This is a genomic window from Flavobacterium glycogeni, from assembly GCF_048286775.1.
GTDB lineage: Bacteria > Bacteroidota > Bacteroidia > Flavobacteriales > Flavobacteriaceae > Flavobacterium.
The window spans coordinates 33,347-48,918 of sequence record NZ_JBLVPV010000002.1 but is presented as its reverse complement, the minus strand read 5'-3'; the positions used below and the strand labels follow the sequence as shown (position 1 = coordinate 48,918).

The window sequence follows — 15,572 nt, the reverse complement described above, 5'->3', positions numbered from 1 at the left end:
GTTGCTCAAAAACAGCATACAGAATATAAATCTGCGATTACGTTCTACTATTTACATATAAAAATGAGATTAGAGTATTTCGTTAATGTTAATCTAGATCGGTTACATTTCTAAACAAGCGATAAAACCACACTGTAGTTCCATCGACAACAAACCCCTTTAGAGTTTTAAACTCTAAAGGGGTTACTTCAAAAAAAACACTATTTTTGTTTTTGGTTTTAACCTTGTCCACAAAAGTGAGCAACTTTAAACCTTAAACATCAAATCCTTCAACTTCAAAAAAATGAAAATACTGCTTCTCGGCTCAGGCGAATTAGGAAAAGAATTTACAATCGCCGCACAACGCATCGGGCAAATCGTAATTGCGGTTGACAATTACGAAAATGCTCCTGCCATGCAAGTCGCCCATGATTTTGAAGTTATCAATATGCTGGATGGTGACGCTTTAGACAGCATCGTTGCCAAACACAAACCTGATTTCATTGTTCCAGAAATCGAAGCCATCAGAACCGAACGTTTTTATGACTACGAAAAGCAAAGAATAACTGTAGTTCCTTCTGCGAAAGCGGCAAACTTCACCATGAATAGAAAAGCGATTCGGGATTTGGCGACTAAAGAATTAGGTTTAAAAACTGCGAATTATCGCTACGCCACCACTGCCGAGGAATTGCAAAAAGGTGTTGAAGCAGTTGGAATGCCGTGTGTCGTGAAACCCTTAATGTCTTCATCCGGAAAAGGACAATCGACGATAAAAACCGAAGCCGATATCGAAAAAGCGTGGAATTATGCCGTTGAAGGTTCCCGTGGCGATGTCGTGGAAGTGATTGTAGAAGCCTTTGTCAAATTCAATTCAGAGATTACTTTATTGACTGTTGTTCAAAATAATAATCCAACCCTTTTTTGTGCGCCAATTGGCCACCGCCAAGAACGTGGCGATTATCAGGAAAGCTGGCAACCCGCCAGAATTTCCGATAAGGATTTATACGAAGCGCAAGACATGGCCGAAAAAGTAACCGAAGCTTTGGGTGGCGCAGGACTTTTTGGAGTAGAATTTTTCTTAGCTGATGATGGCGTTTATTTCTCGGAATTATCGCCTCGTCCGCATGATACTGGAATGGTAACTCTAGCCGGAACACAAAATTTTAATGAATTCGAATTGCATTTAAGAGCTATTTTAAGCTTACCCATTTTCGAAATCACATTAGAAAAAGCGGGAGCGAGTGCCGTAATTTTAGCTTCAGCAGTCCCGATAGCTATCGGGACAACAAATCCAACCTATTCCGGCATCGAAAAAATTGCGGCTTTACCGAAAACTGATTTCAGAATCTTTGGCAAACCAAGTTCAAGACCGTACCGAAGAATGGGTGTAGCATTGGTCAATGACATTCTAGAAACTCCTATTGAAGAAGTGGTAGAAAAAGCGAAAAATGCAGCAAGGTTGATTACCGTGCATTCGTAATTACATTTTTACAACAAGATGAATTGTATGTTTTTGCCTCGAATTCCACGAATATCCCACGAATTAATTCATTATAATTTTAATGAAATTAGCGAGAATTAGTGAAATTCGTGGCTAACTTTTTACTCCATTTAAATATTCATCAGACACATTCCAAACTCACTTTTTAGTAATACGAAAGTTCGTCGGGGTCATTCCACTATGCTTTTTAAACAATCGTGTGAAATAAGAATAATCATCATAGCCTAATTCCGTTGCAATTTCATTGACGGTAAACTTTTTATCCATCAGCATGCGTTTGGCTTCGAGGATAATTCTGTCTGTGATTACTTCGGTCGTGGTTTTTTGCAGGATTTCATTGCAAATCCTGTTCAAATGTTTTAGCGTAATGTTAAGTTGTGAGGCATAGAAAGAAGGTGCTTTTTCTGCCTTAAAATTTTGCTCTAAAAGCAATTCCAAATTTTTAATTTTCACATTATACGAATGCGTTTCATGGAAATGTGTTTCACTATATTTTCTGGCAATTTCAATGTGTATGATATCCAATAGATTCATGATTTTATCTTGCTTCAACAGCTGATTTGTCTGAGTTTCTAAAATTAAACTCTCAAAATAAGGGAGAATCGCTTTCGATTCGGTTACATCAAAAACCATTTCAGGCTTATTGTCCACCGAAGAATAAAACGGATAGTCGCCAATAGTTTTTTGACCAAAATAAAGATTATACATTTCCTGCGAATAGAAAATCACAAAGCCTTCTACATCATCGGATAAATCCCAGTGGTGCATTTGTCCGGGTTGCAAGAAAAACATACTTCCCGGCTGAATCGTAAACACATCAAAATCGATTTCGTGTATTCCAGAGCCTTTGGTAAAAAAGACCAAAACATACGAATTGTGTCGGTGTGGTTCTTCAATAAAACTATGATTGATCAAGTGATTTTTAAAGGTATTAATGTACAAATCACTACTCACTGAATTACAGTTAAACCGCTGAATGTTATAAATAGGATACTTTTTCATGGCTCTTCAATGTCTTTATTGTGCTATAATTAGCGAATATAGAAAACATCCATAACGTGGATAAGAAATACCTTTGATAAAAATAATAAAAATGTCACACGCTATTGCTCACATCCTGAATAATGACTGTCCTCATTGCCTTGAAGGAAAAGTTTTCAAAGAAAAAAACATTTTTCTCAATATCGGATTTCCTAAAATGAATGAATATTGTTCTCATTGTCAGTTTAAATTCGAGAAGGAACCTGGCTATTTCTTTGGTGCTATGTATGTCAATTACGGTTTGACAGTGGCACAAGGCATTGCAACCTATTTTATCGCCCAATTTTTCTTCAAGGAAACTTTTGATTTGAGAATCATTCCAATCATTGCTGTTGTCATTATTGCAATGTCTTCTTTCAACATTCGCTTTTCCAGATTATTGTGGATTTATATGTTTAAAAATTATTCGATATAAAAAAAACCAGTATCTTAGCTAAAGTAAAATTTAATCCTTTATGAAAAAGATACTATACTTAGCTATTTTATTCTCTGCCACACTTGCAAGTGCTCAGGATAAAAAAGAAGAACCAAAGCCTCAAATTGTCGAAGCTTCATGCGGACAATGCCAATTTGGGATGGAAGGACACGGTTGTGAATTAGCCGTTCGCATTGATGGAAAATCATATTTCGTTGACGGTAGTTCTATCGACTCTCATGGTGATGCGCATGCCAATGATGGTTTTTGTTCTGCCATAAGAAAAGCGGAAGTAGTTGGCAAAGTAGTTGACAATAAATTCAAAGTCACCTCATTCAAATTACTGCCAAAAAAATAAAAAAAAGGGCTTAAAGAAAATTCTTTAAGCCCTTTTTAATTACTTCGATTTCATACTCGTTTTCAGATTACTATTCTCAAAACTTGAAATATCAATGACTTCTTCCAAGTCTACATCAAAAGAAATTTTTATACTGTCACCCACCATTGTCACCGGTAATTGATTGGATATTTGAGAGGAACCTACGAAAATATTAGGATAATCTTTCACCTTGAAATAATAAAAGCTATTCCCGTTTTTTACATCATTTTGGATTCGGGTTACAACTGATTTCAGCGATTTTTTATTAGAAACACTATTCGGATTTATTTTATTATCCGCCATATTATAGACGTTTTTAAACGAAGTCAAGGTTTCTCGCATCGTATTACCCACGCCAACAATCGTATAATCTGAAATGGCAACCATCGCAAACATTTTAACCAATCCACCATCATCTTTAAGCGTCATCACATACGTGGGAATGTTATTAATATTATACGGAATAGGCAAAGATGCCTTATACCCTTTCTCCTGAACTTTCCCTTGTGCGGAGCTTTGAGCAGCAAATTCTGTTGCGCCACCTTGTTTATAAAAGGTCGTTTCTTTGGTTCTTGTATCCACCAATACAAAACCTACAGCAGATTCTTCTTTCCCAACCGAAGTCAATCCGGTATACCAATAGGATTTATTGTCTTTTCCGTAAACCAATGTTAATCCTTCAGTGATTTGGAGTTTATCCGCATTAGAAAAATTCCAATACCCGTGAACATATTCACCCCAATCATTCAATTGATCTTCTATAAAATCCAAAGGCTGAATTCGATCTACCCATTTTGGTGTTTCAGCAATTGAATATTCTTTTATAGCTCCAGATTGCGCATCAACCACAATAACGCCCGTAGCTTCTTTTCCTGAGAAACCAATTTTTTTCACATATTTAGTGACAATCCAAAACGGATTTCCCGCATCATCAATCTCAAAACTAAAATCAGCCAGACCAACAGTAGCATTTCCATTAAAATAAACGTGTCTGTGAATGTCACTTTGAAAATAAGCACCTTGCTGGTACTTAATCTTAATGTCTTTCCCTGCCACATTCTGAACTAGTTTTACATCGCGTTCATTGGTTGCAGAAACCATAACATATCCCGCAGTTCCTTCTTGGTTGTTAAACCATTTTAAAAAACCCGAATGCAATAATGGCGCAACCCAGTACAAGTTGTTATTCACTTTTTGGATACAAAAATCACCTAATTCTACTTGACTTCCCAAGGCGGGTTGGGAACCTAAAATTTTCTCTCCCAGAAGATGCGCTAACTCCTCATCGACCACACGGATTTTATCAATAGAAATTGGGGCAATATGATTTGTTATTTTTTGTCCGTTTTTAACCTCGCCTATTAGTTTTTGATACGAATCACTTCTAAACATTTTTAGGCTGGTCAGAAAAGGAAGCGCAATACAATACACTAAAAGTACTCCTGCCAAAACATACAAAACCTTGTTTGGCCTGGAAACAATCTTGACTTGTTTGGTTTGCTGCGAAACTGTGAGCCCAAGAGAAAATAAAACCCCAAGAATAACTAATAACAACACAATAATAGTAAAACCCGTAAATCCATAATTAATTACCGGCAGGTTGATATAAAAAAGTAAAAAACCCAAAAGAAATAAAAAAACAATTGAGAAGATTTTTTTCATGGTATCCAGTCTTTGATATATTTCAATATTAGTCTTTAATACTTCTAAATGTTACACTAAAAAAAGTGTCAATTTTAAAGAAAACAGGAACCTTATTTACAATACCGCAAAAAATAGTATTTTTGCATTCCGATTGAAACTAATTTTTCAATCTTTAATTTTTTTCAATCTTTAAAATAAACACATGAAAGCATACGTATTTCCAGGTCAAGGCGCACAATTTACAGGAATGGGTAAAGACTTATATGAAAATTCTGCTCTTGCAAAAGAATTATTCGAAAAAGCAAATGAGATCTTAGGTTTCCGCATCACAGACATCATGTTTGAAGGTACAGCTGAGGAATTGAAAGAAACCAAAGTTACACAACCGGCCGTTTTCTTGCATTCCGTGATTTTGGCAAAAACGTTAGGTGAGGATTTTAAACCAGAAATGGTTGCGGGACATTCCTTAGGTGAATTCTCTGCTTTAGTAGCAAATGGCACTTTGTCTTTTGAAGACGGATTAAAATTAGTTTCACAAAGAGCTTTGGCAATGCAAAAAGCCTGCGAAATAAAACCATCTACTATGGCAGCCGTTTTAGGATTGGCAGACAATATCGTAGAAGAAGTTTGCGCTTCTATTGACGGAATCGTAGTGGCTGCAAATTATAACTGCCCGGGACAATTAGTGATTTCAGGAGAAACTACTGCAGTAGAAAAAGCCTGTGAAGCAATGAAAGCTGCGGGTGCAAAACGCGCTTTATTATTGCCAGTTGGTGGTGCTTTTCACTCTCCAATGATGGAGCCGGCTCGTGAAGAACTGGCTGCCGCTATTGAGGCAACTACGTTCTCTACTCCTATTTGTCCGGTATATCAAAATGTAACGGCAAGTGCAGTTTCTGATGCTGACGAAATTAAGAAAAACCTAATCATTCAATTGACAGCTCCTGTAAAATGGACGCAATCGGTACAACAAATGATAAAAGACGGAGCTACTTTATTTACTGAAGTAGGTCCTGGAAAAGTATTGGCCGGATTGATTGGCAAAATTGATAAAGAAGCGGTTACTGCAAATGCATAATTAGTATTCAATTACTGCTTTAAAATAGTATCCTCACAAACTCTTGTTTGTGAGGATTTTTTTTATCTTTATAAAACGAGTTAAAATCAATTTTAATTTTTTAAAATGAAAAAAATGAAAAAAGCACTTTTAGGATTAGCATGTATTGCAACTTTAATGACTTCTTGCAAAAAAGAAACAAAAGACGAAGTAAAAGAGGCTACAGAAGCCGTTGGTAATGAAATGGAAGAAGCTATAGATACAGCAGCTGTAAAAGTTGATGCTGCAGCTGATTCTACCAAGGTTAAAGCAGGAGAAGTTCTTAAAAAAGGGGCTGATAAAATGAATCAAGCCGCTGAAAAATTGAAAGAAGCGGCAAAAAAATAATTCAAAAAAAAGGGCTGTCTACGACAGCCCTTTTTTTATTTTCTAATTTTCTGTTCCCATTTCCAGGCGCTTGCCATTGCTTCTTCAAGCGTCGATTGTGCTTTCCATCCCAGAACAGTATTGGCTTTATCCGTATTGGCGTAAGCCGAAGTAATATCGCCTTCTCTGCGACCAACAATTTTATATGGTAATTTTTTACCGCTTACTTTTTCGAAAGTATTGATGACTTCTAAAACGGAGCTTCCTGTTCCTGTACCTAAATTGAATGTTTCTACTTTGGCGGTATTTTTTTTATTCAATAAGCGCTGCAAAGCGATTACATGTGCTTTCGCCAAATCGACTACGTGAATATAATCGCGTACCGCAGTTCCGTCTGGAGTTGGGTAATCATCTCCATAAACGGCTAGTTCTTTACGCAATCCAAAACCCGTTTGTGTAATAAATGGCACTAAATTTTGAGGAACTCCAATAGGCAATTCTCCAATTTCAGTAGAAGGATGCGCTCCAATTGGATTAAAATAACGCAATAAAATCGCATTGACATTGGTTACCTTAGCCACATCGATGATGATTTCTTCTCCAATTTTTTTGGTATTCCCGTAAGGAGAAATTGGCTGTTGTACTGGTGCGTTTTCGGTAATTGGCATTGTTTCAGCTTGACCATAAACGGTACAAGACGAGCTGAAAATAAAATTTGCTTCCGGTTTTTGCTGTAATTCCTGCAAAATATACACCAATGCATTGATATTATTTTCATAATACAACAAAGGATTTTCGACACTTTCACCCACCGCTTTTGAAGCTGCAAAATGAATCACACCTGAAATATCATGATGCCTTTTGAAAAAATCCTGAACGCTATCCTTTTCGCGTAAATCCAACTTTTCGAAAGCGGGAATTTTTCCGGTAATACTCTGAATTCCATCTAACACATTCAATGATGTATTCGATAAATTATCCACAACTAATACTTCAAAACCCTCATTTTGTAATTCAACAACAGTATGCGAACCAATAAAACCTAAACCTCCTGTAACTAATATTTTCATGATTATTTTTTTTTTATGCAGACGCAATTTGTCGCATCTCCTTTATATTTATACCACATAAAAAAGACGCGATAAATCGCGTCTCTATATTATTTCAAAAACTCTAAAACACTGTCGGTTATGAATTTAATTTGTTCATCATCAAGTTCCGTATGCATCGGTAATGAAATCACCTCTTTTACCAATTGATTGGTTACCGGAAAGTCCTCCTCTTTATATCTAGAATCCAAATATGCTTTTTGCGAATGCAATGGAATTGGGTAATAAATGGCACACGGAATACCTTTATCAAGTAAATGCTGCATCAATCCATCTCTATTGGCATTAATGATTCGCAAAGTATATTGATGAAAAACGTGATCGTCTCCATTTAAATCAAACTCTGGAATTGTAATATTAGAATGACCCGAAAAAGCAGCATTATATTTTGCCGCTGCTGCTCTACGCGCTTTGTTATATTGGTCCAGCAACGCTAATTTAGCATTCAAAACTGCTGCTTGAATACTATCTAATCGTGAATTTACCCCTACTACATCATGGTGGTAACGCTCGTACATTCCGTGATTTACAATCCCGCGAAGTTTATGCGCCAAAACATCATCATTGGTAAAAATCGCTCCACCATCTCCATAACATCCTAAATTTTTAGAAGGAAAAAATGAAGTAGATCCCACATGACCAATTGTCCCTGCTTTCTTTTTTGTTCCATCAGAAAACTTGCAATTAGCTCCAATCGCTTGTGCATTGTCTTCTATAACATATAGATTATGCTCCTTGGCCAAAGCCATAATCGCTTCCATATTAGCAGCACGACCAAATAAATGTACCGGAACAATTGCTTTGGTTTTTGGCGTAATGGCGCCTTTAATTCCTTCGATAGAAATATTCATATTATGCATATCTACATCTACCAAAACCGGTGTCAATTGCAGTAAAGCAATTACTTCCACTGTCGCTGCAAAAGTAAAATCGGCAGTGATTACTTCATCTCCAGGCTTTAAATCCAATCCCATCATCGCAATTTGCAAGGCATCGGTTCCATTAGCGCAAGGAATTACGTGTTTTACGTCCAGATACTCTTCCAATGATTTTTGAAATTGATGAACTTGAGGTCCATTAATGTAAGTATTTGTGTCCAGAACTTCCTGAATAGAGGTATTTACTGCGGTTGCAATTTTATCATATTGACTTTTCAAGTCAACCATTTGGATTTTTTTCATTGAAATTTTTGTTTAAAGTTCGCCCTTCGACTGAGCTCAGGGTGACGTTATTTTAAGGTTTCAAGAAACAGCAGACACTTTCTTAAAACGAAGAACAAAAATAGTTATTTATGAGTTTAAACCAATGAAACCCACATTAAAAAAAGATATTATTCCGATGAAATAAAAAATGGGTTCCTGACAACCAAAATTTAAATATTGCTGCGGAAGAAATAAACATAAAGAAAACGTATTTTAGCCCCAAAATTTCAATGATGCTTTTTCTCTATAATCTAATTGTTCAAATTGCTGGTTTTTTATTAAAAATCGTAGCTCTTTTCAGCCCAAAAATGAAACTCTTTGTTGACGGACGAAAAACGGTTTTCGCAACCTTGGAACAAAAAATAAAACCTTCCGACAAGACAATTTGGTTTCATGCCGCTTCACTTGGCGAATATGAACAAGGTTTGCCCGTGATTGAAAAAATCAAGGAAAAATTCCCTTCCCATAAAATCGTTTTGACTTTCTTCTCGCCATCTGGTTACGAAGTCAGGAAAAACAACGCCGTTGCCGATGCAACCGTATATTTGCCCTTGGACACCAAAAACAATGCGCAGGAATTCATAAAACTAGTCCATCCCGAAATGGCGTTTTTCATCAAATATGAATTTTGGCCGAATTATTTGAGAGAACTCAAAGAACAAAACACCCCGACCTATTTGATTTCTGGGATTTTCAGGAAAAGTCAAATGTTCTTTAAATGGCATGGAGGGTTTTACAGAAAAGCACTGGACACTTTCACCTATTTTTTCGTGCAGAACGAAAGTTCCAAAAATTTGCTGTTGCAAATCGGCAAGAGCAATGTGGTCGTTTCGGGCGATACCCGTTTTGACCGGGTGGCTGCCATTTTGGAAAAAGACAATTCGTTGGATTTCATTACCAATTTCAAAAATGACACCTTGACTATTGTCGTGGGAAGTTCATGGCCAAAAGACGAGAGTTTACTCGTCGATTTTATCAATTCGACCAATCACAAGTTGAAATTTATCATTGCGCCTCACAATATCAAAGACGAACAAATCCAGCAGCTGAAAAACAGCATTTCGAAAAAAACCGTTTTATTTTCCGAGGTGCAGTCGCGATCAATCGCATCTCTACACGATTATGACGTTTTCATCATTGACACCGTTGGCATTCTGACCAAAATTTACAGTTATGCCGACATTGCCTATGTGGGTGGCGGTTTTGGCAACCCGGGCGTTCATAACATTTTGGAACCCGCCACTTTTGGCGTTCCGATTATTATTGGCTCCAACTTTTCGCATTTTGCCGAAGCAACGACTTTGGTCAATATGGAAGGCTGCGTCTCCGTTTCAAATCAAAAGGAATTGAATGAAGCTTTCGAGAATTTGATTCAGAACGAGGACATTCGACACGAAAAAGGGCACATTTGCAGCACTTTTGTGCAAATGAATAAGGGGGCGACCAAAATGATTACGAGTCGAATCTAAACACGAATTAACACCGAAAAACAAAAAAAATCAAACACGTCCCGATAGCTATCGGGATTCACGAATTTACACGAATTAAAACCTTAGAAAAAAGACACAGATTCCACAAATTCTCACAGATTAATTTGTGAAAATTTGTGGAATCTGTGTCTACTTTTTCAGTCTCCTGCCATGATTGCAGCCTATAAACTCAATTTTTCCTTAAAATTACTGGCCTGTCTTCTGGAAATTTCCACTTTCAGGTCTTTGGGGAGATGCGCCAAAAGATTGCCGCTAAACCAAGGGTCGATTTTAGAGACATATTCAACATTCATAATTTGATTTCTGTTGGCTCTAAAGAAAAATTCTTCGGGAAGCTTTTCCTCAATTTGGTTCAAGGATTTGTTGATGATTGCTTTTTCGTTTTGAAAAAACACTTTGGTGTAATTGCCATCCACTTCAAACAGATAAATGTCCGAGATTTTTACCAGCCAGCATTTTTCGCCATCTCTGATGAAAATCTGACTACTCATCGTTAGCTTTTTACTATTCTTTTCGGTTTTCTCTACCAAATTACTTTGCACTTTATCGATAGCCAGGGCAAATCTTTTGGGATTGATAGGCTTCATCAGATAATCCAAAGCATTATACTCAAAAGACTTAATCGCATATTCATCGAAAGCGGTCGTAAAAACCGTAATAGGCACATTGTCGAGCATTTCAAGCAAGGCGAAACCATCCTTTTCAGGCATGTTGATGTCCAGAAAAAGCAAGTCGGGCTGGGTGGCGTTGATGAGTTCGAAGCCCAAATCCACATTTTCGGCTTCACCAATGATTTCAATTTCCGGGTGATTTTTAATTAATTCCTTTAGCTCATTTCGAGCCAAACGGGAATCTTCTACTATGACGGCTTTTATTTTTTTCATCTGTTTCTAAGAAATGGGAATTATTATTTTGGCAATCACTTCGTTTTCAAGTTCGCTTAATGCAAAAGTTGCGGTTTCCCCATAAAGCAAACGCAACCTTCTCTGAATGTTTTTGAGCCCCACTTGAGTCGTGCTTTTTTCTTGAGACAATTGCCCCGTATTGTTTACCTCAATGTATAAATTGGTGTTTTCTTTTTTGATTTTCAAGCGTATCACCCCACCTTCTTTCAGTTGTGCAATACCGTGTTTCACCGCATTTTCCACCAACATTTGAATAATCATGGGCGGAATTTGTAGCCGTAGCGTATCTTCTTCTATTTCAACAACAAATTGCAGTCGGTCTTCCAACTGAATTTTGGAAATGGCGATAAAATTTTCCACCATTTCAATTTCCTCCTCCAAAGCAATGGTATTAATTTCGCTTTTGGTCAAAGAATACCGCAACATCTCGGACAATCGCGTGATCATTTCCCTTGATTTAGCTGGATTTTCCAGAATCAAACCGCGAATATTGTTTAAGCTATTAAACATAAAATGCGGATTAATTTGCCCTTTCAAAGCATTGAGTTGCGATTCTTTAAGGGTGGATTCTAGCTCTAATCGATTCAGTTTAACAACATTCAAATACTCATACCCTTTTATTGCTAATATTACGGAAAGCCAAACCAAAAATGGAACTGCAAAAAAAGGTGAATTAGACAATTTCATTAAAAAGGTAAGAATCATTTCTTTGCCGAAATAATAGCGTGCTGGAAAATCCAGCATCGGCCAAAGTAGCGAAAAGTATAACCCTTGGACAATGATAAAAACAAGAAAGAGTAACACCCAATCTTTTCTTTTGATATTACCAATTTCAAAATATTTTTCTACAAAATAAAGAATTACAAATGAAAGTAAGTATCCTAACGAACCACTCAAAACACTTTCAATTAATGAATAATAATAATAATTCATTATCTTAGAGGAACTCATAGCTTTATCATCAAATCCATAAGAAAGCTTACCCAGAGCTAAAGTACTAATCATGTAAACTATCCATCCTAATAAATTGAAAATATGATATTTATAATTAGTAAATAGTTTCATAAGTAAGTAAAGATTATTTTATACTGTAATATAGCATTGCCATAAGGAAATACCATAATTCGCATTATGATTATTAAATTGTAGGTGTTTTAAACCGTTAAACAGATTATCCATTTAACAATTTTAAAAACCAATAATACAACAATATCCACCATTTTTTCGAATTTAAAATTAGAATAAATATTTAAAAACTTTGGCGAAGCGCGCATGCTTCGCCAAAGTTAAAGTTTTTAAAATTAGTTTTTGGGTTGAAAATCTGGATGTCCTACTTGCCAAAGTGCAAAACTCAAAATATCTGCAATATCTTCAAAAGATTTTTGTTTCGTATTTCCCGAGCCATGCCCTGCTTCGTAATCAATTTTTAATAACGTAGGTTTATTAGATGTGTTTACATCTTGCAATTTTGCTGCAAATTTTGCAGGTTGCCAAACAATCACTCTCGGGTCATTAAAACCCGCTGTTGCTAATGTTGCAGGATATTTAACTCCTTCTTTCAAGTGTAAATAAGCATCCATTTCAATTAACCCCTTGCATTCCTCCTCTATTTTAACGGTTCCAAATTCTGGGGTGTTTCCAGGTCCGCTTGGCATATTTTCTGCCCTTAAAGTATTCATGGCGCCCACTCCAGGAATGGCTACTGCATACAAATCGGGTCTTTCAGTGATGGCTCTGCCTACGAATATTCCTCCAGCACTTCGGCTATAAATTGCGGTTTTGGTAGGGTTGGTATAACCTTCATTAATCATGTATTCCGTACAAGCAATAACATCTTTCCAAGTATTCGGTTTGGTATTTTTTTGTCCGGCCAAATGCCATTTTTCACCCAATTCTCCACCACCACGTACGTGTGCTACTGCTAATATCCCTCCTTTTTCAACCCAAAGTAAAAAGCTTGCTCTAAATCCGGGTGTTGTAGATGATCCATAGGCACCATATCCATAAAATAAGACTGGCGTGTTTTTATCCTTTTTTAATCCTTTTTTATAAATGAGCGATAGAGGCACCTCTACACCATCATGGGATTTTACCATTAATTCCTGTACTTCCAAATTCTCAAATTCAGGATAGGCTACTATTGAGGCCAATTCTTCTCGCTTAAATGTGTTGGTTTTCACATCATATTTGTAACGTTCTCCCGCCATCGTCCATCCTGCTATACCCACCCAAAGATCCGAAAACTTATACCCTTTACCAGTAGTGACAATTGTTGCCGCTTTTTTGGGAGTTATTATTTCTCTCTGATTTTTCCCGCCAAAGTCCGTAAAAAACAACTTACTTTCTATTCCGTTTTTGCTTCGTGTATAAAATAACCCATCTTTTGTTACAGTAAAAGCATCTAGCTTCATCTCTTTATTTTCCGAAATCACTTCTTTTGCAGTAGCAAAATTAGGTTTCTGAAAATTGGTTTTCAGCACTTTAAAATTAGGCGCATTTAATGAGGTGAGGAAATACAAATCATTTTTATTGACACCAAAACCTTTTACTTGATCTTTTCTGTCACACCATAATTCCCAATTAAGCTTACCTTGATTAATTCCAGAACCCTTTGCTGCATACATCTTCAAATTAGCATTTACAGAAGAAGGAAACAAAAACAACATATCACTTTCATTATCATATCCCAAAATAGCCATCTCCCCATCTAGAATATTTAGCTTCGGATACATTTCTTTAGTGAAAAGTGTTTTATCAGTCGCAACCGCTGTTCCAATAGCATGAATTTTTGTTGTCAAATTCATTTGTCCCGCCATGTCAAGAACATCATTTGTAGAGGATTGGGTGTAAACAAAAGAATTGTCGTCCTTTAACCAAGAAGCACCGCCCACTCGTAGTTTGTCTATTTTATCAGATAAAATTTCTGAAGTAGCTACATTTATGATAACCATTTCGTTCATTTCTTTCCCGTTTGGCGCCATGCACAGCGCTAATAAATTTCCTTTTTTATTGGTTGAAAAAGAGGAAATGGAATATTTTAATTCTGAACCATCGCCATATTTTCGAGGATCGAAAAGCAATTTTTCCACACCCGTGAGACCTTTTCTCGTATACAGTTTACCCGTTTGGTCTTGAGGCGTTTGTTTTAAATAAAAATAAGTATCATCCTCTAATATCTGTACAGCGCCAATTTTAGATGATGCTCTCCCATCAAATTCCACCAATTTGTCGATTAGTTTTTGTTTCCCCGGAATTGCGTTAAGAACCGCATTCGTGTAATCCGCTTGCCCTTTCATCCAAGAAAGCGTTTGCTCATTTTTGAGATCTTCAAGATTACGATATTTATCTTCTATTTTGGTTCCGAAATAATCTTCCGTTACCGGAACCGATGGTGCTTTTGACGGCTTGCTCTGAGCAAAAACATTTGCTGTTAATAAAATACTGAATGCCAGTATTGATGTTTGTTTTCTTTTCATGATTTGATTATTATTAATTGATGATTTGATTGATTTGATTGATGATTTGTTTGGCTTAATTTATTAATTATTATAGAACCTCTTTTATACCTTCTATTACCCCACATATAAAAATTCCAAAGACGATACATGCTAATACTAGTATTACATTTTTAACTACTCTCCTAAAATTTAATTTTTTCATGATTTGATTAATTTATTTTGATTGATGATTTGTTTGATGATTTGTTTGATGATTTGTTTGATTAAATTTTATTTCAATTTTAACTGATTAAAAATTTAACTCCATAGTACCCTGCAAAACCTGCCATAAAACCCAATAATGCATTCGCTACTAATTTTCCTGTTTTAAGACTTTCTTTTTTCATGTTTTTATTTTTTGTTTGTTAGTTTGTTTTTTGTTTGTTTTGATGAGGCAAATATATGCTGACTCCATCTTTTATTCTTACAAAAAATGACGAACGGTAATTTTGAAATGACGAGCGGTTATTACGGCTTTTTATTACAAACAAAAACAGGATTACTTACCTTTACCGCTATAAAAAAAAGAAAAATGATACACTTTAAACAGCTAGAAAAAAACAGTATTAATCTCATTACCGCCATGATGTCCGATTTTTACGCTATTGACGGCTACCCTATTGATATCGAAAAATCAAAAGCATTATTCCAGCAATTTACCGACAATCCTGAGTTTGGTTTAGCTTGGCTAATCTATACTAATGACACCGTGGTCGGTTATGTAATCCTAACATTCTGTTTTAGCTTTGAATACCGAGGCAGGATTGCCATTTTAGACGAATTGTATCTTTCCGATTCGGCTCGCGGTAAAGGAATTGGCAAAAAGGCGGTGGCTTTTATTCAAGCCAAAGCACAGCAATTAAACCTGAAAGTAATCTACCTAGAAGTTGAAAATCACAATGAAAACGCTCAAAAATTGTATCTTGCCAGCGATTTTATATTCCACCATCGGAAATTAATGAAATATATTGTTAAATAAAAAATCAA

General features: G+C 36.1%; 14 protein-coding genes. 7 read left to right on the top strand and 7 right to left on the bottom strand.

The features are described 5' to 3' along the window. Nucleotides 1-283: 283 nt before the first annotated feature. A complete protein-coding gene (gene purT / locus ACNQGX_RS01700) occupies nucleotides 284-1,459 on the top strand; it encodes a formate-dependent phosphoribosylglycinamide formyltransferase (RefSeq protein WP_417973462.1) in 1,176 nt (391 codons plus the stop codon). A 159-nt stretch (nucleotides 1,460-1,618) separates the two neighbouring features. Here the strand turns inward: purT and ACNQGX_RS01695 are convergent, their stop codons facing one another. Beyond that, a complete protein-coding gene (locus ACNQGX_RS01695; RefSeq protein ID WP_417973460.1) occupies nucleotides 1,619-2,482 on the bottom strand; it encodes a helix-turn-helix domain-containing protein in 864 nt (287 codons plus the stop codon). A gap of 91 nt (nucleotides 2,483-2,573) precedes the next feature. On the opposite strand from ACNQGX_RS01695, the gene ACNQGX_RS01690 reads away from it, so the two are divergent. Together ACNQGX_RS01690 and ACNQGX_RS01685 are read left to right on the top strand one after the other, a co-directional pair. Beyond that, on the top strand, nucleotides 2,574-2,936 hold the full coding sequence (locus ACNQGX_RS01690) for a DUF983 domain-containing protein (protein WP_131915062.1): 363 nt from the start codon (nucleotides 2,574-2,576) through the stop codon (nucleotides 2,934-2,936). A gap of 40 nt (nucleotides 2,937-2,976) precedes the next feature. Next, complete coding sequence (locus tag ACNQGX_RS01685; protein ID WP_417973458.1) at nucleotides 2,977-3,294, top strand: DUF6370 family protein; 318 nt, start codon at nucleotides 2,977-2,979, stop codon at nucleotides 3,292-3,294. Between the two features lie 39 nt (nucleotides 3,295-3,333). Here ACNQGX_RS01685 and ACNQGX_RS01680 read toward each other — a convergent pair whose 3' ends face one another. Next, nucleotides 3,334-4,977 (bottom strand): hypothetical protein, encoded by a 1,644-nt coding sequence (locus tag ACNQGX_RS01680; RefSeq protein ID WP_417973456.1) that lies wholly within the window; start codon nucleotides 4,975-4,977, stop codon nucleotides 3,334-3,336. A gap of 184 nt (nucleotides 4,978-5,161) precedes the next feature. Between ACNQGX_RS01680 and fabD the strand changes: the two genes are divergently transcribed. Both fabD and ACNQGX_RS01670 read left to right on the top strand, forming a co-directional pair. Further along, nucleotides 5,162-6,037: an ACP S-malonyltransferase gene (gene fabD, locus ACNQGX_RS01675; protein WP_417973454.1), complete on the top strand. Its 876-nt coding sequence runs from the start codon at nucleotides 5,162-5,164 to the stop codon at nucleotides 6,035-6,037. A gap of 114 nt (nucleotides 6,038-6,151) precedes the next feature. Then, complete coding sequence (locus tag ACNQGX_RS01670; RefSeq protein WP_131915058.1) at nucleotides 6,152-6,403, top strand: hypothetical protein; 252 nt, start codon at nucleotides 6,152-6,154, stop codon at nucleotides 6,401-6,403. A 35-nt stretch (nucleotides 6,404-6,438) separates the two neighbouring features. Here ACNQGX_RS01670 and galE read toward each other — a convergent pair whose 3' ends face one another. Together galE and ACNQGX_RS01660 are read right to left on the bottom strand one after the other, a co-directional pair. Next, nucleotides 6,439-7,452: a UDP-glucose 4-epimerase GalE gene (gene galE, locus ACNQGX_RS01665; protein WP_417973451.1), complete on the bottom strand. Its 1,014-nt coding sequence runs from the start codon at nucleotides 7,450-7,452 to the stop codon at nucleotides 6,439-6,441. An 89-nt stretch (nucleotides 7,453-7,541) separates the two neighbouring features. Beyond that, nucleotides 7,542-8,672 carry a DegT/DnrJ/EryC1/StrS family aminotransferase gene (locus ACNQGX_RS01660; protein WP_417973449.1) on the bottom strand — a complete coding sequence of 377 codons (1,131 nt, stop codon included), beginning with the start codon at nucleotides 8,670-8,672 and terminating at the stop codon, nucleotides 7,542-7,544. A 254-nt stretch (nucleotides 8,673-8,926) separates the two neighbouring features. Between ACNQGX_RS01660 and ACNQGX_RS01655 the strand changes: the two genes are divergently transcribed. Beyond that, the gene (locus ACNQGX_RS01655; protein WP_417973447.1) at nucleotides 8,927-10,162 is read left to right on the top strand and encodes a 3-deoxy-D-manno-octulosonic acid transferase; all 1,236 of its coding nucleotides are present in this window, start codon (nucleotides 8,927-8,929) and stop codon (nucleotides 10,160-10,162) included. Between the two features lie 182 nt (nucleotides 10,163-10,344). Here ACNQGX_RS01655 and ACNQGX_RS01650 read toward each other — a convergent pair whose 3' ends face one another. The 3 genes from ACNQGX_RS01650 to ACNQGX_RS01640 form a co-directional block, all read right to left on the bottom strand. Continuing rightward, nucleotides 10,345-11,067, bottom strand: coding sequence for a LytR/AlgR family response regulator transcription factor (locus tag ACNQGX_RS01650; protein WP_417973445.1), 723 nt, complete (start codon nucleotides 11,065-11,067; stop codon nucleotides 10,345-10,347). 6 nt (nucleotides 11,068-11,073) lie between these two features. Further along, complete coding sequence (locus tag ACNQGX_RS01645) at nucleotides 11,074-12,153, bottom strand: sensor histidine kinase (RefSeq protein WP_417973443.1); 1,080 nt, start codon at nucleotides 12,151-12,153, stop codon at nucleotides 11,074-11,076. Nucleotides 12,154-12,389: 236 nt separating this feature from the next. Next, the gene (locus ACNQGX_RS01640; RefSeq protein WP_417973441.1) at nucleotides 12,390-14,564 is read right to left on the bottom strand and encodes a prolyl oligopeptidase family serine peptidase; all 2,175 of its coding nucleotides are present in this window, start codon (nucleotides 14,562-14,564) and stop codon (nucleotides 12,390-12,392) included. Between the two features lie 454 nt (nucleotides 14,565-15,018). Between ACNQGX_RS01640 and ACNQGX_RS01635 the strand changes: the two genes are divergently transcribed. After that, nucleotides 15,019-15,564 carry a GNAT family N-acetyltransferase gene (locus ACNQGX_RS01635; RefSeq protein WP_417973439.1) on the top strand — a complete coding sequence of 182 codons (546 nt, stop codon included), beginning with the start codon at nucleotides 15,019-15,021 and terminating at the stop codon, nucleotides 15,562-15,564. Nucleotides 15,565-15,572 lie beyond the last annotated feature (8 nt).